20 protein-coding genes are annotated in these 22,130 nt (G+C 40.2%); 13 read left to right on the top strand and 7 right to left on the bottom strand.

The genetic code is table 11. The features are described from left to right. Positions 1 to 22 precede the first annotated feature (22 nt). The 3 genes from J7338_RS05730 to J7338_RS05740 all read left to right on the top strand — a co-directional run bounded on the left by J7338_RS05730 (position 23) and on the right by J7338_RS05740 (position 3,508). The gene (locus tag J7338_RS05730) at positions 23 to 2,383 is read left to right on the top strand and encodes a S8 family peptidase (RefSeq protein ID WP_210796151.1); all 2,361 of its coding nucleotides are present in this window, start codon (positions 23 to 25) and stop codon (positions 2,381 to 2,383) included. Between the two features lie 171 nt (positions 2,384 to 2,554). After that, positions 2,555 to 3,094, top strand: a complete 540-nt coding sequence (locus tag J7338_RS05735; protein WP_210796152.1) for a Panacea domain-containing protein — start codon at positions 2,555 to 2,557, stop codon at positions 3,092 to 3,094. A 9-nt stretch (positions 3,095 to 3,103) separates the two neighbouring features. Further along, positions 3,104 to 3,508: a hypothetical protein gene (locus J7338_RS05740; RefSeq protein ID WP_210796153.1), complete on the top strand. Its 405-nt coding sequence runs from the start codon at positions 3,104 to 3,106 to the stop codon at positions 3,506 to 3,508. Between the two features lie 217 nt (positions 3,509 to 3,725). Here the strand turns inward: J7338_RS05740 and J7338_RS05745 are convergent, their stop codons facing one another. From J7338_RS05745 to J7338_RS05775, 7 genes are all read right to left on the bottom strand, one after another. Next, positions 3,726 to 4,316: a hypothetical protein gene (locus tag J7338_RS05745; RefSeq protein WP_210796237.1), complete on the bottom strand. Its 591-nt coding sequence runs from the start codon at positions 4,314 to 4,316 to the stop codon at positions 3,726 to 3,728. Beyond that, positions 4,301 to 4,999 carry an AHH domain-containing protein gene (locus tag J7338_RS05750; protein WP_210796154.1) on the bottom strand — a complete coding sequence of 233 codons (699 nt, stop codon included), beginning with the start codon at positions 4,997 to 4,999 and terminating at the stop codon, positions 4,301 to 4,303. The genes J7338_RS05745 and J7338_RS05750 overlap by 16 nt, the downstream gene beginning before the upstream one ends. A 413-nt stretch (positions 5,000 to 5,412) precedes the next feature. Continuing rightward, on the bottom strand, positions 5,413 to 6,081 hold the full coding sequence (locus tag J7338_RS05755; protein WP_210796155.1) for a YoaK family protein: 669 nt from the start codon (positions 6,079 to 6,081) through the stop codon (positions 5,413 to 5,415). A 106-nt stretch (positions 6,082 to 6,187) separates the two neighbouring features. Further along, complete coding sequence (locus J7338_RS05760; RefSeq protein WP_210796156.1) at positions 6,188 to 9,286, bottom strand: bifunctional diguanylate cyclase/phosphodiesterase; 3,099 nt, start codon at positions 9,284 to 9,286, stop codon at positions 6,188 to 6,190. Between the two features lie 137 nt (positions 9,287 to 9,423). Beyond that, entirely contained in the window at positions 9,424 to 9,690 is a 267-nt protein-coding gene (locus tag J7338_RS05765) for a hypothetical protein (RefSeq protein WP_210796157.1), read from the bottom strand. Continuing rightward, positions 9,690 to 10,139: a hypothetical protein gene (locus J7338_RS05770; protein WP_210796158.1), complete on the bottom strand. Its 450-nt coding sequence runs from the start codon at positions 10,137 to 10,139 to the stop codon at positions 9,690 to 9,692. Before J7338_RS05770 ends, J7338_RS05765 begins: the two co-directional genes overlap by 1 nt. Positions 10,140 to 10,145: 6 nt before the next feature. Next, positions 10,146 to 10,490, bottom strand: coding sequence for a DUF883 domain-containing protein (locus J7338_RS05775; RefSeq protein ID WP_210796159.1), 345 nt, complete (start codon positions 10,488 to 10,490; stop codon positions 10,146 to 10,148). Between the two features lie 506 nt (positions 10,491 to 10,996). Between J7338_RS05775 and mraZ the strand changes: the two genes are divergently transcribed. Genes mraZ through murG form a run of 10 tightly spaced genes read left to right on the top strand, consistent with a single transcriptional unit; the run spans position 10,997 to position 22,123 of the window. After that, a complete protein-coding gene (gene mraZ / locus J7338_RS05780) occupies positions 10,997 to 11,455 on the top strand; it encodes a division/cell wall cluster transcriptional repressor MraZ (RefSeq protein WP_145236856.1) in 459 nt (152 codons plus the stop codon). Positions 11,456 to 11,484: 29 nt separating this feature from the next. Continuing rightward, a complete protein-coding gene (gene rsmH / locus J7338_RS05785) occupies positions 11,485 to 12,423 on the top strand; it encodes a 16S rRNA (cytosine(1402)-N(4))-methyltransferase RsmH (protein WP_210796160.1) in 939 nt (312 codons plus the stop codon). Further along, a complete protein-coding gene (gene ftsL / locus J7338_RS05790) occupies positions 12,420 to 12,746 on the top strand; it encodes a cell division protein FtsL (protein WP_210796161.1) in 327 nt (108 codons plus the stop codon). The genes rsmH and ftsL overlap by 4 nt, the downstream gene beginning before the upstream one ends. Beyond that, positions 12,743 to 14,560: a penicillin-binding transpeptidase domain-containing protein gene (locus tag J7338_RS05795; protein ID WP_210796162.1), complete on the top strand. Its 1,818-nt coding sequence runs from the start codon at positions 12,743 to 12,745 to the stop codon at positions 14,558 to 14,560. Before ftsL ends, J7338_RS05795 begins: the two co-directional genes overlap by 4 nt. After that, a complete protein-coding gene (gene murE / locus J7338_RS05800) occupies positions 14,553 to 16,058 on the top strand; it encodes a UDP-N-acetylmuramoyl-L-alanyl-D-glutamate--2,6-diaminopimelate ligase (RefSeq protein WP_210796232.1) in 1,506 nt (501 codons plus the stop codon). Before J7338_RS05795 ends, murE begins: the two co-directional genes overlap by 8 nt. Further along, positions 16,055 to 17,443, top strand: coding sequence for a UDP-N-acetylmuramoyl-tripeptide--D-alanyl-D-alanine ligase (locus tag J7338_RS05805; RefSeq protein ID WP_210796163.1), 1,389 nt, complete (start codon positions 16,055 to 16,057; stop codon positions 17,441 to 17,443). Before murE ends, J7338_RS05805 begins: the two co-directional genes overlap by 4 nt. Beyond that, complete coding sequence (gene mraY, locus J7338_RS05810) at positions 17,437 to 18,519, top strand: phospho-N-acetylmuramoyl-pentapeptide-transferase (RefSeq protein ID WP_210796164.1); 1,083 nt, start codon at positions 17,437 to 17,439, stop codon at positions 18,517 to 18,519. The genes J7338_RS05805 and mraY overlap by 7 nt, the downstream gene beginning before the upstream one ends. Continuing rightward, positions 18,520 to 19,845: a UDP-N-acetylmuramoyl-L-alanine--D-glutamate ligase gene (gene murD, locus J7338_RS05815; protein WP_210796165.1), complete on the top strand. Its 1,326-nt coding sequence runs from the start codon at positions 18,520 to 18,522 to the stop codon at positions 19,843 to 19,845. Beyond that, positions 19,842 to 21,017 carry a cell division protein FtsW gene (ftsW, locus tag J7338_RS05820; RefSeq protein WP_210796166.1) on the top strand — a complete coding sequence of 392 codons (1,176 nt, stop codon included), beginning with the start codon at positions 19,842 to 19,844 and terminating at the stop codon, positions 21,015 to 21,017. Before murD ends, ftsW begins: the two co-directional genes overlap by 4 nt. Beyond that, on the top strand, positions 21,014 to 22,123 hold the full coding sequence (murG, locus tag J7338_RS05825) for an undecaprenyldiphospho-muramoylpentapeptide beta-N-acetylglucosaminyltransferase (protein ID WP_210796167.1): 1,110 nt from the start codon (positions 21,014 to 21,016) through the stop codon (positions 22,121 to 22,123). Before ftsW ends, murG begins: the two co-directional genes overlap by 4 nt. The last annotated feature ends 7 nt before the right edge of the window (positions 22,124 to 22,130 follow it).

Below are 22,130 nucleotides of genomic sequence, written 5' to 3' on the forward strand. Positions count from 1 at the left end.
ACTATAATCAAAGGAATGTTATATGGCTGGAGCTTACCCTCATCTTTCTTTTTCTAAAGAAGAACCTTTAAGATTGAGAAGAAGTCGTAATGGCTTTGGAACAAAAATAAAATGTGCTAATCCTGAAGCACATGCAAAGGGATTACAAAAACAACTAAAGTCTTTTCAAGACAAAAATGAAAAGCAGTTAGGCGGAGATTTATCACGTAATATTATCCAAATTAAGCTTGTTGAAAAAATGAGCTTTGAGGATATTAGCAAACACGGTATTTCGATAGTTGGTCAACAAGACGATACAGTGTATTTAGCCTTTGCCGATGAGCAGCAATTAAATGAATTTAATAGTCGGTTGGCTCAGCTTGTTGATGGAGAGTACGTCAGTTATCCTAACCTACTTTACGCAATAGATAAGATGGATGTCTGGTCTATTGAAGATAGAAAAAGTTGGGCCTTAAAGAATATAGGATTCCCACCTGAGAGTAACTTCGTACTAGACATAGAACTCTGGCCTTTAGGTACGAGTAATAGCGATGTAAGAAAAAAATTAATTACTGATTTCAAAGTATGGCTAGAGGCTGAAACTATTACTCTATTTGATACAGTTAATAGAGATAGCCTAGTAATGGTTAGAGTTCAAGTTACTAAAAGCAAGGCGTTAAAACTACTTAACCACAAAGATGTAAGGCAAGTCGATCTGCCTCCAAGGACAGGGGTTGACTTTAGTCAGCTCAATGTTGATGTCAATACTTTACCCCCAGAGTTAAATGAACTTTCTGAAGAAGCAAGTTTAATATGCATTCTCGATAGTGGTATTAATACAAATCATGTTCTATTGAGAGGAGCAATTGGTGATGCACAAAGCTTTATCTCTGGAGAAGATGAGTCTGATTTAAATGGACATGGTACAGCAGTAGCCGGTGTTGCCTTGTTTGGTGATCTCGAAGAAAGGATAGAATCTAATGATTGGACAAGAGAACTAAGAATTCTTAGTGGAAAGGTTTTATCTAAAAATGAATATGGCGAGCCAATTTTTGATGCTAAAACAATTGAAACAACTTTGATTGAAGCTATATCTTACTTTTATACTGAGTATGGTTGTAAGATATATAATCTATCAATTGGTAATCTTAATGCACCGTATAATCATAAACATATTTCTGGTATCGCCGTCACTCTGGATGAGCTTTCGCGTAAACTTGATATTTTAATTGTTGTTTCATCGGGCAACTACTCCGGTTCAGAAGTTATAAATAATTGGAGAGATGATTATCCTCATTACTTAATTAACTCGGATAATGCCTTAATTGATCCCGCTCCGGCCGTAAATGTTTTAACGATAGGTTCCTTTGCAAAGTATACTTTGACTTATAACGAAAGACGTTATCAAGGGCAAGGTGAAATTAATGAATTACATGTTGCAAACGAAGGTCAAATATCACCTTTTTCGAGAAGTAGTCAAAAGGGGAAAGCTGCATTTAAACCTGATTTTTTGGCGCATGGTGGGAATTTTGCGATAAGTGCGCGCCAAGAAGGCCAAGCTTGGAATCAAATATCTAAATACCTCGGAGTTATAACTCTAAATCATCAACCACAAGGTAAGACCTTGTTGAGCGAGTTCTGTGGTACAAGCTTTTCTGCACCTTATATCACACATTTGGCGGGGCGTTTATTGAATAACTATCCTGAAGCGTCGGCTAATCTTTTAAGAGCTTTATTGGCTAATCATGCATACTTGACTCCAGAGATAGAAGCTACTTTTCAGAATAAACAAAGTGTCAGGCAAGTAGCTGGTTACGGGATTGTAGATGAAGAGAGTTTATTTAAATCTTCTGAAGAGCATGTTGTTTTAATTAGTGAGGAGGGGATAGAAAATGACAAGCACCAGTTTTTCGAATTGCCAATTCCAGATGAATATTACCGTAAAGGAAAAGCAATAAGAACAATTACGGCTTCATTGGCATATAGTCCATCTGTTAGGACTACTAGGCTAGAATATTTAGCAACTAAAATAAAATTTCACCTTGTGAATGCTGATTCATTAGATGCTGTGGTTGATGCATTTGATAATAACAATAAAAAGAAAGTAGATTCTATTGGTGAATGCGATGGTACAAGGAGAGATATAACACAAGATGATAGGAGTAGAGGTACACTTCAATCGAGCCGGTGGAAATTTAATAAGTTTCAAAAATCAAGGAGATTATTTGTAGTCGTAACTAGGCAAGATCAACCATGGGCATCTGACCAAGTTAAAGAAATTGAAAAATATGCTTTGGTAATCTCAATAACCGATCGTGAAAACGAGGAAGCTAGGCTGTATCAACAGATTTCAAGCAAGTTACAAGCAAAAGAACAAATAAAACAACGAGCAAAAATTAGCTAAATCTTTATATTCAGTACTATATGTGTGCTAATTTATATCGTAATATTTGCAACTTTTTATTTTTTAAATCAATATTTAATCAGCTTGATAAGAGTTGTGTTAGATGTTTTATCCTATCGAATAGGTATGAGATAACTTAGTTTTGTACGTTAATAGCAAAAGGTATTTATAATGGATATTGAAAAGTCCCTTGACGTAATGCACTATTTTGTAAAGAGATTAGGCAACAAAGTAACGGATGTTAAATTGATGAAGCTAATGTACTTTTCTGACCGAAAAGCACTGCTTGAGACTGGCTTTCCTATTACTGATGATTCTTACTGCATCATGAATCGCGGTCCCATATTGTCATCTACATTGGATCACTTGAATAGTTATTCAGATGAAGTCGCTTCTCTCTTTGAAATACCAACTCTCATGCAAGATGAGGGTTATCCCGTTAAAGAAATAAGGTTAAAAGAGTTAGCAAATAGAAGCTATGAGCATCTTGCTGAGATTGAATTATCGATTTTAGATTCTATTTTCGATGAATTATCTTTTATGACGACTAATGAAATCGTTAAGCATGCTCACAGCGATATAGTGTGTCCTGAATGGAGATTCCCGAATGGTTCATCTATCCCTTTACCTATCGAAAATATCTTGATACACCATGGGGTAGAGAAAAATGAGGCTAAAGAAATAGCCCAAGAAATAAATTATTACAGGTAAGTTTTTTAAATGTATAGTCGTGGATATTCATTTCAGTGGAATAAAGGTACAAATGGTGAGCACTCTTGGTTTGTATTAACGGATGCAAAAGACTCTAAAATTATTGTGGCTAATATCAGTTCTTATAATCTAAATAAAAAGTCGCTAGATAAAACATGCATTATAAAGCCTGATGATTTAAAAAATCAGAATAATCGCTTTCGAACTCAGTCTTTTGTTGTTTATAGGCAATGCCAACTGATAGATGAAATTGATATCGATCAGATTGTAGATAATAATTCGAAAATAAATAGCCGAATCCCTGCTTGGTTGGTAGATCAAATGGCTTTCGGATTAATGAGGTCCGCCTGTACTCCCATGAGAGTTAAAAATTTTTATAGGTCAATAAAAACGCCAACAAAATTAAAGGGTTAAGTTTTTCATACTCATTGAAATACTTATTTTGACAAAACGAAACATTGAGCATTGGTTAATTTATAATTGCCTGCGTTAGAATTTATGCTTTTATGTAAATTAACCAACTAACGTTAATACATATTAACGTTAGTTGGTAAAAGCTTAATATTTTATGGATGCTTTCTATAGTCGTGAGTGAGGGCATTGCGAATTATAAAACTGCGTTTAGAGGTTGCTATGCAAAAATGCTAAGTAAGTCATTATTGAAAGTAATCCCTGTTAAATTATTTTCTTTCACAAGAGTTTTAAAAGCTGCATTACAGTAAATCGATTTACCGCCTTGCATGCTTGACTTAAAAATTAGATTTAGATCGGACTTAAAAGCTAGAGATTTTAGACCATCTTCAAATCCATCTAGAAAGGCTATTTCCGTCAGAGCTTCATCTTCTTTTTCAAAAATTAGTGGGTTGAATAAAAATAATTCTTTCTCACAATTTAATGGAATAAACTCCCCGCAACCTTGTAAATGATTACCTATGGCTGTGTAAGCTTTTTTATTTAACACCAAGTAACTCGAAAATAAGTTTATATCATAGTCTTGTTGCTCTGCTTCTTTTTCAACCTTACAATTAAACCCATTCTCTACAACATCTAATATTTTAGCTTTCCCTCTTGGGAAATCATCCATAGCTATTTTCACAGCTTCGTTAAAACTGATCTTTTTTTCTTTAGCAATTTGCTTTGCCATAGAAACAGTCGTGAGGTTGATTATGTCGTATGTTTTTGATGGCTTATGTATTTTGAAAATAACTAGATCCCTTTCCACAATTCATCCTTTTTTGCAAATATTCTAGCAGGTAACATACCTGTTCTAATAAGCATTTTTGTATTTCTAAGCTTATTTAAGAACGCTGTTTTATCAGTAGCCATATTCTCACCTAACATTGCGCCAATCCATGTTTCATAGTTATATCTATGGATTTTACGATGCGGCGGTGCATCAGTAGTTGACCAATCAATCGCTTTATTTTTTACAAAGTTGATTAACCAAATACCATTGTGTGGATCATTTATTCCTATATTCATTAAATGCAAATTTAATCTGGCATCCATCATGGCTGATGTATTATATCTCCCTTTACCAGAAATTATATGGTGAGCTTCATGTAGGTTAGTTGGTTTAGGTTCACCTACCGCAGATAAGTATTTTGCAAGATCATTAGTTGGATGGTGCTCTTCCTCTAACAGTTCATCAGCCGATGAAAGACCACATTCTTTCCTATATTCTGCTAGCGCTGTTTGAGCTATAACCACAGATTTAATTCTCTTTTTTTCATTTTTAAGATGTAAATAGTCAGCTTCTAAACGGGCCAATTCTTCTTTAGTAGGATTTTTGCACTTCGCATTGTGGTATGATTGCGCTTTAAGCTCATAGTTATAGATAGCCATTTCAAGTGCTGTTGCACCGCTCGGCCGTTCAGGTTTAGGATATTTAGTCATTGCCTGCATGGAAAGTCCTTTTTAAATTTTTCATCACAACAAAATAAACGACATAGTAACTTAATACAAGTGCGCTTGGTTGTTTTGTGAACACTACTTTATTGTTATATTCGATTAAATACATGTAGTAGAAATGGAGCCTTTCATAATCTAGATTTTTGGAGTTCATTACACTTGTCAGGTTTTACCTTGGGCAATGGTGGTAATGAAGACACCATTTAATGTTGGAAATTAAAACAAAAGATCTAGAAGTTTTAAACTCGTGATTAGAACTGTGCCAAAGTCTGTATATTCACACTTGAATAAAAAATTAACGTATTGATTTATAAGTTTATATTGGAGTCTCCCTGTTATCTTATACGGCTGACTCACTCATTCAATAAAAAGCCCGCAGTTAACGCTGCGGGCTTTTTTGTGTTTTACTAAACCTTTTTACTATTAATCGCTTTAAACACTGAGTAGCTAACGGCTAATACTAGGCAGATGGTTGCAGGGATAAAGAGGGCATTAAATTTATAAAACTGGAATGCATATGCACCTAATGTGCCACCGCAAATGAATCCTGAGATTATCAGTAAAAACAACAGTGCTTTGCGTTTATCAAAGGGTTCGCCTCTTAATTTAGCGCCAAGCATTAGCCCTAGATCGGTAAAAATACCGGTAACGTGAGTGGTGCGAATAACTGCGCCGCTGTAAGTGGTGGCTAACGCGTTTTGTAAGCCGCAGGCTGCGGATGCTAAATAGTGCCCGTTTACAGAGTCATTCGATAAAAAATACACTGAGCTTGCTAACAGAGTGGCTTCAAATAACAGCAAGCTGCTGTAGTTATGGCCGAGTTTTAATGCACCACTTTGCAAAAAAGCGCCGGAGATCGCCGCACCAGCTAAAAAACTCAGTAGGATAAGCGCTAAGTGTAATACATCAGTAACGGGGGAGGTAACAAGGCTTGTGCCAAGGAGTGTTGCAGTGCCTGATAGATGTGAAATTGATTGATGTTTGAACCCTAGTAACCCTATCGAATTAACAAGCCCAGCAACAAGCGCAAGTAAAAACGCTCCATATTCTACCCAACGAGGTAATTTTGAAATCACGGCTAACAGTTAAATTAATAAACTCTGTTTGGTAACGTATCAGTTCGTTATTTATTAAACAATAGCTAGCTAAATTTTCAGTTCATAGTGTGTGCTGGATCTGTATTTAGCTCGTTGCTGCGGATTGGTTGCTTACCAGTGCTAAAAATTCCTGCTCGGGTAGTGGCTTTGCAAACAAATAGCCTTGGCCATAATCACACCCTATACCAAGTAATAATTGCTGCTGCTCTGGTGTTTCAATGCCTTCGGCAATCACTTTTAAACCAAATTGATGTGCCATAGTGATAATTGCTTTGCATAACGCCAGATCTTGATTGTCGGCTTGAATGTTATCAACAAAACATTTATCAATTTTTAAATAATCTGCGTCCATTTGTTGCAAGTAGGCAAGCGATGAATAGCCGGTGCCAAAGTCATCTAAAGCGAGTTCCATACCGGATTTTACCAGCGCTTTCAGGCGTTGTTGAGTGAGTTGCTCTGGTGCGATCATTAACCCTTCGGTGATCTCGCTAACAATTGCACTCGGTGGTAAATTGGCGGCTTTTAGTAAGGCTGGCCACAGATCAATACCGCTATCAAGGCAACTAAATTGCACCGGCGAGACATTAATACTAAGTTGAAAGTTGGCATCAACCTGCGCTCGTAAAACCGTTAGCGTTTGTAGTGCGCGAGTAAATACAAATTGCCCTAATGGGTTGATATATCTAGACTCTTCGGCCAAAGGTATAAACTCTGCGGGACTAATTACGCCGCGTGTAGGGTGGCGCCAGCGCAATAGTGCTTCTGCTTTATGGATGTGTCCAGAATCAAGGTTAACGATTGCTTGGTAATAAAGATCAAATTGTTTTTGCTCAATGCCATAGCGCATGTTTTTGAGTAAATCCATACGCGCTTGTGCTTGCTCACGTAAGTTGTGATTAAAAAACTCAAAACAGTTACGACCACTTTGTTTGGCTTTATACATGGCTTGATCGGCGGCTTTTAATAATAGCTCTGAGCTATCGCCATCGGTTGGTGCAATAGCGATGCCGATGCTGGTTGCTATGTGTAGTTCTTCACCTTCGAGTATAAATGCTTTTGTCATGGCATTGAGAATATCGTTGGCTACTTTTTTAATGTGTTCTTCAGTAACAAGCTTGGCATGCACAATGACAAATTCGTCGCCACCAATACGTGCAATAAACTCAATATCAACAATTTCTTGTTGCAAACGAATTGCGATCAATTTAAGTAACTCGTCACCATAAAAATGGCCTAAGGTGTCATTTATGTCTTTGAAATGATCAAGATCAAGTAGCATGATCACCAGTGGCTCATTAGGATTTAAACTGTTGTTGAGGCGCTGATTTAAGCGCTCCTTAAGCTCAATTCGATTGGGGAGATTGGTTAAATGATCAAAGTGAGTTTGATGCCAAATGAGTTCTTCGGCTGCTTTTTTAGCGGTAATATCGGTAAAAATCGCGACTCTGCGCTGCGCTTCAGAATGTTCATTGTATACAGTATCGATAGTCAACCACTCTGTGAATAACTCGCCATCTTTACGACGGTTAACTATTTCACCTTGCCAACGACCCGTTTTTTGTAATTGCAGCCACATTTCTTGGTAGAACGCTTTACTGTGTTTACCTGAAGCTAAAATAGCGGTGGTATTGCCCTGGATTTCACTTTTACTGTATTGGGTTACTTCACAAAAAGCCGGGTTAACATCTAAGATAACGCCATTTGGATCGGTAATGGCCATACCTTCACTGCTATTTGAGTAGACTAATGAGGCCAGGTGAGAGGCTTTTTCAGCGTTCTTTCGCTGGCTGATATCTTGCAATACAATGGTGTACTCGTTGCTATTATGCTTGGCACTGATCCGCGCTTCAAATACTTGCTCGATTATGCTGTTATTGATTGTTAATTCAAATTGGCTGGTTTTATTTTTACAGGGTAAATGCCTAAGTAACTGTTTACTTTTTTCTTCACCAAGTAACTCGCGAAGATGTAACTTTGAACGCGTGTATACAGGTAAATGTAACGGTGAAATTTGCCCGCCTAAGTTCAGTACATCACCGTGAACATTGATCCGAATATAGGTATCAGGCAAAGCGTTTAATAAACTACTTAATTCGTCATGTTGGCGTTTAACATTTGCTTCTGCCGCAAGGCGTGTTTGTGCCATTGCTTTAAAATGTTGATAGAGGGTATTTAGCTCTGGACTATTTAAAGAAAACTGCTTTGGTAATAACCCTTGCGCAAGCTCTTTAATCGTCAGTGTGAGCTGCGCTATTGGCGTTAATACGTTGCGCTTTAATTGGCTGCGGGCAAAAATACATAGTCCAATAACCATTAATGTAAAAGCAGATAATGTGATAAAAAATAGTTGGTTGGCAGCTTGAATTGCGTTATTAAATGGCATGACAACATAGACGTTTAGGCTATTTTTAGTTTCATCGGTATACATGGTTTTACTGTGTAAAATGTGATTAATACCTTGCAACTCAATCGTACTATTAAGCATAGGTAATTCTGAGCTAAACCCATAGGCGTTAATATTTTCGCCAAACAGCGATGGATCGTTAGGGTAATTCGCAATAATGCGACCGTTGTTGTCGGTCACAACTGCAATGGCATTTTCGGGTAAGTGAGAGTTGGCAAGTATTTGGCTCCACCAATCTAATGTGACAACCGTTACTACAGCCCCATATACTTGTTGCTGCTGATCAATAAGCGGATAAGCAAAATTGAAGCTGAGGGAATTGATACTGCGATCTTTTTGAAAATAACCAATGGCAAAGCTTTTAGTTGCCACAGCATTTTTAAAGTATTCACGATCGGCTATATTAATATTTTCTTTGCGTCCTTGTAATAAACACACCGCATCGCCTTGCATATTGACGATACCAATATTTGCAATTTCAGGTTGAAGCTTTTGTATTTTAGCTAAGTAATAAGGGCAGCCCGTTTGCAATGGTGCAGCAAAGTCTTTTAAGTCGGCAAGTTGAGTGGTAAATGTTTTAATTTTTTTGAGTAGGTTAGTTTGCTGCTCAACAAGCTGTTCGGCAACCGTTAAAGCCTGAAGTCGACTTTCTTGGCGCGCGGTTTCTTTGGCATGCCAAAGGCTAAATAAGATCACCAAGATGCCAGGTAAACTCAGTAATATAAATAACCGATAAAGTCGATGTTGTAACGATGAGGAAAAAATAACAATACTCTTCATACTGGGCTTTTGGTACAAAATTGTAGCCAATTAACTTAAAAATAACCATATATAATATAAGGTTAATTGTACTTTATCTAATAAATATGGGAGTAACGGCTCAGAAGAGTAAGATTGTGCTGAGCAAAACTCAGTATCTATGAGGGGTATAGCAAACGTAACAACCAGCTAAATTGACTTAATTTTATTTTATTGGCTGAATTTTGGTTATGACCATTTAGCGCTTGATAGCCTGCACCTGCTGCAAAGGCACTAGCAATACCGACATTTGATACTGCAAAGCGTTTAAGTCGGTAATTAAAAGCTTGATGATGTTGCTTTTTTAACGCATTGATACTATTTATTTTTTTACTTAAGTGGCTAACTTTATAAGCTGGTTTCTGAATAAAATAATCAATTAGCATTATTCCCCCCTATTTATATTGAGTAATTGTTTAATGCTGTGTGCGGTTTTATCAAAGCCAATTTTACTGCTGATATAACCAATGTTTTTCCACAGCCACATTAAACAGAGCAATTGTAAGCTAATTAGACAGACAGCACTGAGCCATATTGATTGGCTAAAAGAAAAAATAGCTAAGCCAAATGTGATCAGTAAACCTGCCCATAGCAATACTAAGCCACCGGCAAAACTTACCAGCAAAATAATAGTTAATGCCAAAGAGCGGGTTGATAATCGCCACTCGGCACTCGCTAATTCTTTACAAATACCAGCCTGTTGGCGATAGTCTTGATAAAGCTGCTCACCATATTGAGATAATTTAGCAAGGTGATCTTGCCACTGATCGGCACCATGGGGTGCAGGATCAGCGGCTTGATGGCGTTTATCTTTAGGAGCGGTATATGGTTGCATAAGCGCTTACTTACTACGGCGAAATAGCGCAGTCACTAGCATACCGGCAGCAAACGCAATACCAGCTGTAGCAAGTGGATTTTCAGCGGCTAATTGACGAGTTTTACCACTGTATTCAGACAGTTTTTCACGGGCAATTTTTTGCTTTTCAGTGAGTGTTTCAGCTGAACTGGAAGCACCATGACGAATACTTTGCTCTGCTGTTGCAGCCTTCGAAGACAGCGAATCAACAGCGAGATGAGCGGCTGAGGTTGCTTTATCTGTTAATGGCGATTCAGTGTGAGTAGCAATATCATCAATTTTTTTACTGGTTTTCGCGGCTGAATTTGAGCTTGATGTTGACGTAGTCATAGTAATCGTTCCTTAAATATTAAAACTAAATTGTGTAATGCTTGTTGCAGCCTTCATACCACGTTGACGATGTTAACTTAATTATCTACAAATCAATGGTTTACTCTAATTTATTGAATGGCACTGGTCGAAATAACAGCGATTTGAGTAACTATTGCAAAAAGATCGCGTAAATTTTACAGGATCTAGAAAACAGCAATAGACTACTAATATTTTGTAACTGTTCATTGATTATTCATTAATCATTTAAGTCTGTTTATTTTGTTTTATCTCAGAATAAAATATTTTTTTTAATGTAATCCACTTTTTCTCACGTAATTCAGTAGCTTTGCGCTAGGCCTTATTTTTTCTGGCTTTAACACGCCATTATAGGTTTTTGCTGACTTGACAAAACCGCTTGTCAAGCCCTAAACTGGAGCACTGTGGTAAAAAGTGGTAGTAAGTGGATCAAATTGGATCAAATTAATCAAAACGGATTAATTACAAACTTTTAAAGTAGGCTTTTTATGTTTCGTGGTGCGAGTTCACTGAGTTTGGATGACAAGGGGCGATTTGCGGTACCGACTAAGTACCGAGATTCTTTGTTGTCTGAAGATCAGGGTACGGTGATCTGTACCGTCGCACTTAACGAGCCTTGCTTGTGGTTGTATCCACTGGCGCAATGGCAGGATATAGAAGATCGATTAGCTAAAATTTCCAATATGAATCCACGCGCTCGCCGTATGCAACGGATGTTGTTAGGTAATGCAACAGAATACCAATTAGATAAAAATGGCCGAATATTGCTGGCACCGTCGTTACGGTCTCATGCTGATTTAGGCAAAAAAATCATGTTGGTCGGTTTGATGAATAAATTTGAGATCTGGGATGAAGAACGTTGGCATGAACAAATGCGCCAAGATACCGAAATTGAACGACTCGGTGAGTTTGAATCAACCCCAGACTTAGATAATTTTTCGCTCTGATCACACAATAAAAAGGCAAACAATAGCTAATGACAGCGCAATTTGAACATATTTCCGTACTAATGGACGAAACCATCGAGGGTCTAGCAATTAAGCCAGACGGTATTTATATGGATGGTACATTTGGCCGTGGCGGACATTCTGGACAAATCTTGGCGCGCCTTGGTGAACATGGCCGATTACAGGCCATTGATCAAGATCCACAAGCGATCAAGTCTGCCGAAAAGTTTGCCGACGATAGCCGTTTTGCCATTGCCCATACTCGCTTTTCTAATCTATACGAAGTGGCAGAGCAAAACGATCTATTAGGAAAAGTAGATGGTATTTTATTAGATATCGGAGTGTCATCACCACAACTAGACGATGCCGAGCGTGGTTTTAGTTTTATGAAAGATGGCCCGCTTGATATGCGTATGGATCCTACCAGTGGCCGCAGTGCTGCGCAGTGGTTAGCCGAAGCTGAGCTGGAAGACATTGTTCACGTGATCAAAACTTATGGCGAAGAAAAGTTTGGTCGTCGTATTGCACATAAAGTACTTGAAGTACGTGCTCATACGCCGATTACAACAACTAAGCAACTTGCTGATTTAGTTGACGAAGCTGTGCCAGTAAAAGATAAATTCAAACATCCTGCGACGCGTACTTTCCAAGCTATTCGTATTTATATCAACAGTGAATTGGAAGAGATTCAAACAGCATTACAGGCTGCGCTGGGTGTATTAAAGCCCGGTGGCCGATTAGTGGTGATTTCGTTTCATTCATTAGAAGACCGTATTGTTAAACAGTTTATTAAAAAACAGAGTAAGGGAGCGGCGTTACCCAGAGGTCTGCCTTTAACTGATGCACAAATAAATCAAAATCTGACGTTAAAAGCAGTGGGTAAAGCTATTAAGCCAAGCCAAGCTGAAATAGACCGTAATCCACGTTCACGCAGCTCTGTACTTAGGGTGGCACAGAGGTTGGGATGAAGGCTAAAGCGAATCATCGACAACCCAATTTATTTTTAGAAATAATCAAAGGCCTAGGAACAAACAAGTTAACCTCGGCCTTGTTGGTTGTGATATTCGTATCTAGCTTGAGTGTGGTACAGGTCACTCACTTTGCTCGCCAAGAGCTGATAGAGCAAGATCAGCTGCTACAAGAGCGAGATGAACTCGATTTAGAATGGCGTTATCTATTAGTTGAAGAAGAGTTTTATTCGCAACATGCGCGCATTGAAGAAATTGCTATTGAGCAACTGCAAATGAAACGGTCCACAAGCCAAGATGAACAGGTGATAATACTGCCATGAGAAGTAGAGGAAAAAAACCAGTAAATAGTTTGATCACATGGCGTTTTATGCTGGTGTGCTCTGTGGTGCTGCTGGTTTTTGTGACTTTAGTGTCTCGTGCTGCTTATTTGCAAGTTATCGAGCCTGATAAAGCCCGTTCAGAAAGTAATAAACGTACCGTGCGCGTTGAAAAGTTGCATGTGCAACGCGGGATGATTTTTGACCGTCATGGCAAAGAACTTGCTGTTAGTGTGCCCGTTGTAAGTGTATATGCGGATCCTAAAGCATTACACAAATCACTGCGTGCTAAAGTACTCAAGCAGGCGCGTAAAAATGGCGAAGATGAGCATGCTCTTGCAGAAAATACCGCGCTACTTGAACAACGTATTGCGCTGTACTACAAAAATGATTTACGTTGGCGTGAGCTTGCCGATGTACTGCGTATTGAACCGAAAAAAATTAATGCTCGCTTGCGGGATGATGCCAGTCGTCGCTTTGTATATCTAAAACGCCAAGTAACCCCTGCCGTTGCCAATTATATTGGCGATTTACGTCTGCCTGGTATTCATTTATTAGATGAATCAAAACGCTATTATCCTGCTGGCGAAGTCACTGCACATGTACTTGGTTTTACCAATATTGATGGTAAAGGTATCGAAGGCATAGAGAAGCTTTACGAAAACGCATTAACTGGCGTTGAAGGTCGTCGTACTATTCGTAAAGATGCACAGGGGCGCGAAGTTGAAGTGCTTGATGAACGTGAACGGATTGAACCCGAAAACATCCAGCTTAGTATTGATCAGCGTATTCAAGCTATAGCCTATAAAGCGGTTAAATCAGCAGTTCTTACCTACAAAGCAACGTCTGGCTCTGCGATGGTGGTCGATGTGAGAACTGGTGAAGTGTTAGCGATGGTTAACAGTCCGTCTTTTAATCCAAATAATTTAAATGATGCAGCGCCGCATAAGCGCCGTAACCGAGCGATCACGGATTTGTTCGAACCAGGTTCAACCGTTAAGCCTCTAGCCATATTAGCTGGGTTAGACTACGGCTCAATCCAACCGGATGATAAAATTGATACTTACCCAGGCTGGATGCGCATCGGTGGCACGTTAGTTACAGATACGCGTAACCATGGTGAAATGACCTTACGTGAGATTTTAAAGTACTCCAGTAATATGGGGGTGACAAAAATAACGCAAGATGTACCGAAGGATTACTTTGTTGGCTTGTTCCAAAAAGTTGGTTTTGGTTCAGATACTGGCACTGGCATGGTTGGTGAAAGTAGCGGCTTATTTTATCCGAATCGACGCTGGTCTGACCATGAAATTGCAGCACTTTCTTTTGGTTATAACGTAGCTGTAAGCACCGCACAAATGGCGCGTTTTTATGCCATGTTAGGTGCTGGCGGGATCAACAGACCATTGACCATCCTCAAACAAGATTCAATCCCTGAAGGCGAGCGTGTTTTTCAACAACAAGATGTTGAAGCGGTTGTACATATGATGGAAAGTGTTTTTGAAGAAGGTGGAACAGCGAACCGCGTAAAAGTTGATGGTTATCGCGCTGCGGGAAAAACAGGTACTTCTAAAAAAGCTGCCGCAGGTGGTTATGGTGATGAGTATGTTGGTTACTTTACTGGTATAGCACCAGCGAGTAACCCACGTTTAGCTGTTGTTGTAATGATCAATGAGCCCGGTGGAGATATTTATTATGGCGGTGCAACTGCAGGCCCTGTGTTTGCAGAAATAATCTCCAATGCGTTAAGAATTTTAAACGTGGCACCAGACAAAGGCTCGGTTGCCTACGTGAAGGGCATAGATGATGATGCGTGATTTAAAAATAATTTTACAACAAATAGAAGTAGCAGCAACAAGCTTACTAGTAAAGCACTTGCGTTTGGATAGTCGAGATGTCACCCCTGGGGATGTCTTTGTAGCAATTAAAGGTCATCAATTAGATGGCGGACAATTTATTGATAAAGCGATTGCAAATGGTGCAGTCGCAGTGATTGCTGATCGTTTATGTGAGTTTGAATGTGATTTTGAACCGCTTTATTTAATTTCCGATTTGAATAAGAAATTGCCCGCATTAGCGAGTCATTTTTATCAGCAACCAAGTAAACAATTAGATGTGGTGGGTATTACTGGCACCAATGGTAAATCAACTACCACCGCGATGATTGCACATTTAGCTAAGTTTTGTGATACCCAATCAGCGATTATCGGTACGCTTGGATATGGGCAGCCAGAAAATTTAACTGAGTTAATTAATACCACACCGTCATGTGTTGATTTACAAAGAATATTAGCGCAACTGGCTACTGACAATAACAAACTGGTGGCGATGGAAGTGTCATCACATGGTTTGGTGCAGCAGCGTGTTGCGAAAACGCACTTTAAAGCTGCTGTGTTTACTAATTTATCGCGCGATCATTTAGATTACCACGGTGATATGGCCAGTTATGCCGATGCAAAGTTAATGCTAATGCGAGATTTTGACGCGCAGCTGGTGGTACTAAATCAAGATGATAATCAAGTAGAACAATGGTTAGAACAATACGCTTTTAATAACTTAGTGTGTTATGGCCATAAAAACTTGCAGCCAAAAGGTGCTAAGTTTGTGTACTTTACTGATGTTTCTTACCACAAAACCGGTATATCGGCACAATTGACTACAAGTTGGGGTGATATTGCTATTACCTGCCCACTGTTTGGCGAATTTAATTTATATAATTTAGCGGCTGCAATCGCCACTTTACTTGGTTTAGGTTACCCATTAGATCAGCTGGCAGCGGGTTGTGCAAGCTTGCAACCAGTTGCTGGACGCATGCAAGCATTTAGCGCGCCAAACCAACCAACCTGTATTGTTGATTATGCTCACACACCAGATGCGTTAGCTTTAGCATTGCAAGCACTGCAACAGCATGTGCCCGGTGGCGTAAGTTGTGTATTTGGTTGCGGCGGAGACCGTGATAAAGGCAAGCGACCAATGATGGCCCAAGCGGCTGAGCAAAATGCTGATAAAGTAATTATTACCAGTGATAACCCGCGTAGCGAAGATCCATGGCAGATCATTAAAGAGGTTGCTGCTGGTTTAAGCCACCCTGAACGTGCGCACTTAGAAGCTGACCGTGCTGGCGCTATTGCCTTTGCAATAGATAACGCAAATGCCAATGACGTAGTGCTTATTGCAGGTAAAGGACATGAAGATTATCAAATAATTGGTACGCAACGGATAGATTTTTGCGACCGTAAATTTGTCCAGCAGCACTTACAACACAAGCAAAAGCTAGACCCACAAGAACAACAAATAAGAGGATCGCAGTTATGATCCCAATGGATTTTGATTGGCTAGTAAATGTGTTAGCAACTGATTACCAAGGTGATAATCAAACAGTAAAAAATATTAATACCGATACTCGCACCGTATGCGAAGGAGAAGTATTTTTAGCGCTACAAGGCCCTAATTTTGATGGCCATCAGTTTTTACAGCAAGCGAAAGATAAAGGCGCAATAGCCGCTATTGTTAGTCAAAAAGTTGCTGTTGATATTCCACAGTTTTTAGTTACGGATACGCGTATTGCGCTAGGCGAAATTGGTGCTGCGGTAATGGCCAGTGTGGCACCAAAAACTATCGCAATTACAGGTAGTGTCGGTAAAACCACAGTAAAAGAAATGTGCGCAGCTATTTTAGCTCCTCACGGTGAAGTGCTTGCAACCAGTGGCAACTTTAATAATGATATTGGCGTCCCATTAACCTTGTTACGCCTAGAGCCACAACATAAGTACGCAGTTATCGAGTTGGGTGCTAATCATATTGGCGAAATTGCCTATACCGCTGCTATGACCAAGCCTGATGTGGCTGTGGTCTGTAATGTGGCAGCTGCGCATATTGAGGGTTTTGGTTCACTGGAAGGCGTAGCCACCGCTAAAAGTGAAATTTACGATGGTTTGAAAGAGCATGGTATTGCACTAGTTAACTGTGACAGCGAATTCAGTGATGGTTGGCTTACTAAGTTACAAGGGCGCAATGTAAAACGTTTTTCAAGCACTGAACAACTAGATATTTGGGCAGAAGAAGTCAATCTCGATGAGCAAGCTCATGCGTCTTTTTATATTTGTACCAAGCAGCAGCGAGTAGCCGTTAAGCTTGCATTGCCAGGTCGTCACAATGTTACAAACGCCCTTATAGCAGCTGCATTAACCTGTGAATTTGGCGTTAGTCTTGAGGCGGTGGCAACGGCACTCGCAACCATGGCTGAAGTAAAAGGCCGAGTAAATATTATTCCTGTTACTGACATCTTAACCGTGATTGACGACACATATAACGCTAACGTGCAATCAGTTAAGGCTGCAATTGACTTATTACGCGACCTCCAAGGTAAGCGCATTTTGGTCTTAGGTGATATGGGCGAACTTGGTGAAGAAGCTGCGCTTTATCACCAACAAGTTGGCGCCTATGCCAAACAACAAGGTATTGATGAGTTGTATAGTTTAGGTTTATTGAGTCAATACGCCAGTGATGAATTTGCTAAACCACAGCGGCATTTTTCAAGCCGTGAGGAACTGTTGCAACAATTGCAAACACAGTTAACTGACTCAGCACAAAAAACCACCATAGTCGTGAAGGGATCGCGCAGTTCTCGCATGGAATTATTAGTACAAGATTTAGTTAACAGCCAGCAAATTGGCCGCAATGGAGTATCTCAATGTTAGTTTGGCTGGCCGAGTATTTAACACAATATTACAGTGCATTTAATGTGTTCTCGTATTTAACCGTTCGCGCTGTATTTGGTATTTTAACGGCATTATTAATTTCTTTATATTTTGGCCCTAAGTTGATCCGGGCATTGCAAAGAATGCAAATTGGTCAAGTAGTTCGTAACGATGGCCCGGAGTCGCATTTATCGAAAAAAGGCACCCCAACTATGGGAGGCTTGTTAATTTTAGCGTCTATTTTTACCAGTACTTTGCTGTGGGCTGATTTAGCGAATAAATATGTATGGGCTACCTTGTTTGTGATCGGCTCATTGGGAATTGTGGGCTTTGTTGATGATTACCGTAAAGTGATCCGCAAAGATCCAAAAGGGTTAATTGCTAAATGGAAGTATTTTTGGCAGTCAATGATTGCCTTAGTGGTTGCCTGCGCATTATTTTTTACTGCTAATCATGCCAATGAAACATCATTAGTAGTGCCGTTTTTTAAAGATGTATTACCGCAGCTAGGTTTGTTTTACATAGTTATGACTTACTTTGTCGTGGTGGGTACGTCAAATGCTGTGAATCTGACCGATGGCTTGGATGGTCTGGCCATTGTACCGACTATTTTAGTGGCAGCAGCACTGGCTATTATTGCTTACTTAACAGGTAACGTGAATTTCTCAGCTTACTTGCATATTCCACATTTACCATTGGCCAGTGAGTTGGTTGTGGTATGTACCGCCATTGTTGGTGCCGGATTAGGCTTTTTATGGTTTAACACTTACCCAGCACAAGTATTTATGGGCGATGTTGGTTCATTAGCGCTTGGTGGAGCATTGGGTATTATTGCTGTATTAGTTCGCCAAGAGTTAATTTTAATCATTATGGGCGGTGTATTTGTGATGGAAGCACTGTCGGTTATCTTGCAAGTTGGCTCTTATAAATTACGTGGCCAACGGATTTTTAGAATGGCACCAATTCACCATCATTACGAATTAAAAGGCTGGCCTGAGCCACGAGTTATCGTGCGTTTTTGGATAATTTCTATCGTGCTAGTGTTAGCTGGCCTAGTAACATTAAAGATCAGGTAAATGACGTATTTAAACGAGATGAAAAACAAACATATTACAGTGCTCGGACTCGGTGTAACCGGTCTGGGCATTGTGCGTTTTTTATTATCTCAAGGTTTGACGCCTAATGTAGTTGATAGTCGCCAATCCCCCCCCGGTTGTGATTGGTTACAACAACATGCGCCAAACTTAACGACGCAGTTTGGTGATTTGGCAACTGCACAGCTTGAAAGCGCCGATATGATCATCATCAGCCCCGGTTTAAGTTTAACACTTCCAGCAGTTGCACAAGCAATGCAAGCGGGTGTTGAAGTGATTGGTGATATTGAGTTATTTGCCCGTTTAACAGACAAGCCGGTGGTGGCTGTAACAGGCTCTAACGGTAAATCGACAGTCGTTACGTTGGCTTATGAAGTATTGAAAACGGCTGGCTATAAGGTCGGACTTGGCGGAAATATTGGTACTGCCGCACTGGATTTATTAGCGGATGATTTTGATGTTTACGTATTAGAGCTATCGAGTTTTCAGCTCGATACGATGCACAGCTTAAAACCGGTTAGCGCTACGGTACTCAATGTGTCGGAAGATCATTTAGACCGTTACCCGAGCTACCAAACCTATATTGATTCAAAACAAACGATTTATGCTAATGCCGCGCTGGCTGTAGTAAATAAGACTGACCCAGCAACGTATACACAAACAATGCCTCAATTAAGCTTTGGCTTAGAAAATGCGGATTATTGTTTAATGACGTATCAAGGTGGCAGTTACTTTAGTTATCAAGGCAAAGCTCTATTGCCTGTTAGTAGCTTGGCCGTAGTTGGTCGTCATAATCAGCTAAATGCGTTAGCGGTTATGGCATTATTGAGCCCATTTGATATCAGTGCTAGTCAGTTTGCACAAGCTTTTAGCCAATTTACTGGCTTGGCGCATCGTTGTCAGTTTGTTACCGAGCAAGCGGGTGTTAAATATTTTAATGACTCTAAAGCTACGAATGTCGGGGCCACCATTGCGGCGATAGAAAGTTTAGCCGCTCAGGCCAAGCAACTAGTGGTGATTGCCGGAGGCGATGCCAAAGGCGCCGATCTCGATAGCTTAAAGCCGTATTTACAACAGCAAGTTAAAGCGCTTATTTGTTTTGGTAAAGATGCCAAAGCACTGGTTGCGTTGACTGACAAAGGCCACTTAACAGAAAATATGCAGCAAGCGGTGATGCTTGCCAAGCAACTTGCCACTGTGGGCGATATTGTGTTGCTTGCACCTGCATGTGCCAGTATCGATATGTATAACAATTATATGCAACGTGGCGATCATTTTAGCCAATGTGTTTTAGCGGAGGCAGTATGATCGCATTTGCTGATATCCGCGACTCTTTAACTCCTAAGCCTTCGGCGCAGTTATACGATGTGCCACTGTTATATTGTGTGATCATGCTAATTGGTTTGGGGTTTGTGATGGTGACCAGTGCCTCGATGCCGACTGCTGATCGCTTATTTAACAATCCCTATCATATTATTATTCGCCACAGCATGTTTTTAGCGATGGGCTTTGTGTTGTTTTGGATCACCTGCTGTGTGCCTATGACGTGGTGGAAGCGCTCGAATCCTTACTTATTACTGTTAGGCATGGTGTTACTGATAGTGGTGTTAATCATCGGGCGTGAAGTGAATGGTGCAAAGCGTTGGATCCCAGTCGGTCCAGTGGGCTTTCAAGTTGCTGAAGCGGCTAAATTATTCTTTTTCAGTTATATCGCCGGTTACTTAGTGCGTAAACGTGAGGAAGTTCAAGAAAATATCAAAGGCTTTGCTAAGCCAATCGCGGTGTTTGCAGTATACGCATTGTTGATTTTATTACAGCCCGATTTAGGTACTGTGGTGGTGATGTTTGTAACTACTGTGGGCTTATTGTTTTTAGCTGGAGCTAAATTATGGCAGTTTTTTGCCTTGATATTAACGGGTGTTGGTTTAGTCGTATTGCTCATTATTGTTGAGCCATATCGGATGGCGCGGGTGGTTGGTTTTCTAGAGCCATGGGATGACCCATTTGGTAAGGGCTACCAGTTAGTACAATCGCTGATGGCTTATAGCCAAGGTGGTTGGTTTGGCCAAGGCTTAGGGAACAGTGTGCAAAAATTGCAATATTTACCTGAAGCCCATAATGACTTTATTTTTGCGGTGATTGGTGAAGAGTTAGGTTTTATCGGTATCGTCAGTATTTTAATGGTGTTTGGTACTTTGGTGTTTAGAGCATTGTTGATTGGTCAGCAAGCACTTAAATGTGGCAAAGAATATGAAGGTTACTTTGCATTCGCAATAGGTATTTGGTTTGCATTTCAAACCATGGTTAATGTGGGGGCGAGTGCCGGTATTTTGCCAACCAAAGGTTTAACCTTGCCGTTTGTATCTTATGGTGGCTCAAGTTTACTTATCATGACTATTGCGGCAGGTATTTTATTACGCGTGGATTTTGAAAGCAAAATGGCCACTAAACAAGCAACATCCCGTGGAGGAAAACGATGAATAAAAAATTAGTCGTTGTTGCTGGTGGTACTGGCGGGCATATTTTTCCCGGTATTGCTGTGGCTGATCACTTAAAGCAACAAGGTTGGCAAGTGAGTTGGATCGGCACGGCTGATCGAATGGAAGCGCAGGTTGTACCAAAGCATAATATTGAGATTGATTTTATTAATGTTAAAGGTGTACGAGGCAATGGCCTTGCACGTTTAGTAAAAGCCCCTTTTATGGTGATTAATGCCATATTACAAGCGCGTAAAGTATTAAAAAAACAACAACCTGATGTTGTATTAGCAATGGGCGGCTATGTTACTGGGCCGACTGGCATTGCCGCAAAAAGCTTGGGTATACCATTGGTGATCCATGAACAAAATGCGGTTGCGGGTATGAGTAATAAGTACCTAGCCAAGTTTGCCAATAAAGTGTTGGCTGCATTTCCGCAAGCATTTGCGTCTGGCTACAGTGAGGTGGTTGGTAACCCCGTACGAGCCAGCGTAGCAAATGTGGCAACGCGTACAGCAACTACGCCAGTGAATATATTGGTCGTTGGTGGCTCGTTAGGTGCGCAGGTGCTAAACCAAACTTTGCCAGCAGCATTTAAACAGCTCAGTGAAGAGTTTCAGATCAATACATGGCATCAAACCGGTAAAGGTCATTTAGGCTCAGTAACACAGGCATATCAGCAGCAAGGTTTTAGTGCTGAACAAGCTAAGGTGGCTGAGTTTATTGATGATATGGATACCGCTTACGGCTGGGCAGATATTGTAATTTGCCGCGCGGGGGCGTTAACCGTCAGTGAGATTGCTGCTGCAGGAAAAATGGCCGTGTTTGTGCCGTTTCCGCATGCGGTTGATGATCATCAAACAGCGAATGCAAAATTTTTAGTTGATGGCAAGGCGGCATTATTAATGCCGCAGGGGCAGTTCAATCAACACAGTATTGTTGAACTATTACGCCCGTATTTAGCCAAACCAGCATTAATCAGTGAACTTGCAAGCAATGCTAAGCAATTGGCGACACTAGAAGCTACTGCCAATGTCGCATGGCATTGTATGGATGCCGCAGGTGTCCCCTTGTCAGCGCTGCAAGTAACAGAAAAAAGAGATAATTAAGTGAAAC

It is taken from the genome of Pseudoalteromonas ostreae, assembly GCF_018069805.1.
Classification (GTDB): Bacteria; Pseudomonadota; Gammaproteobacteria; order Enterobacterales; family Alteromonadaceae; genus Pseudoalteromonas; species Pseudoalteromonas ostreae.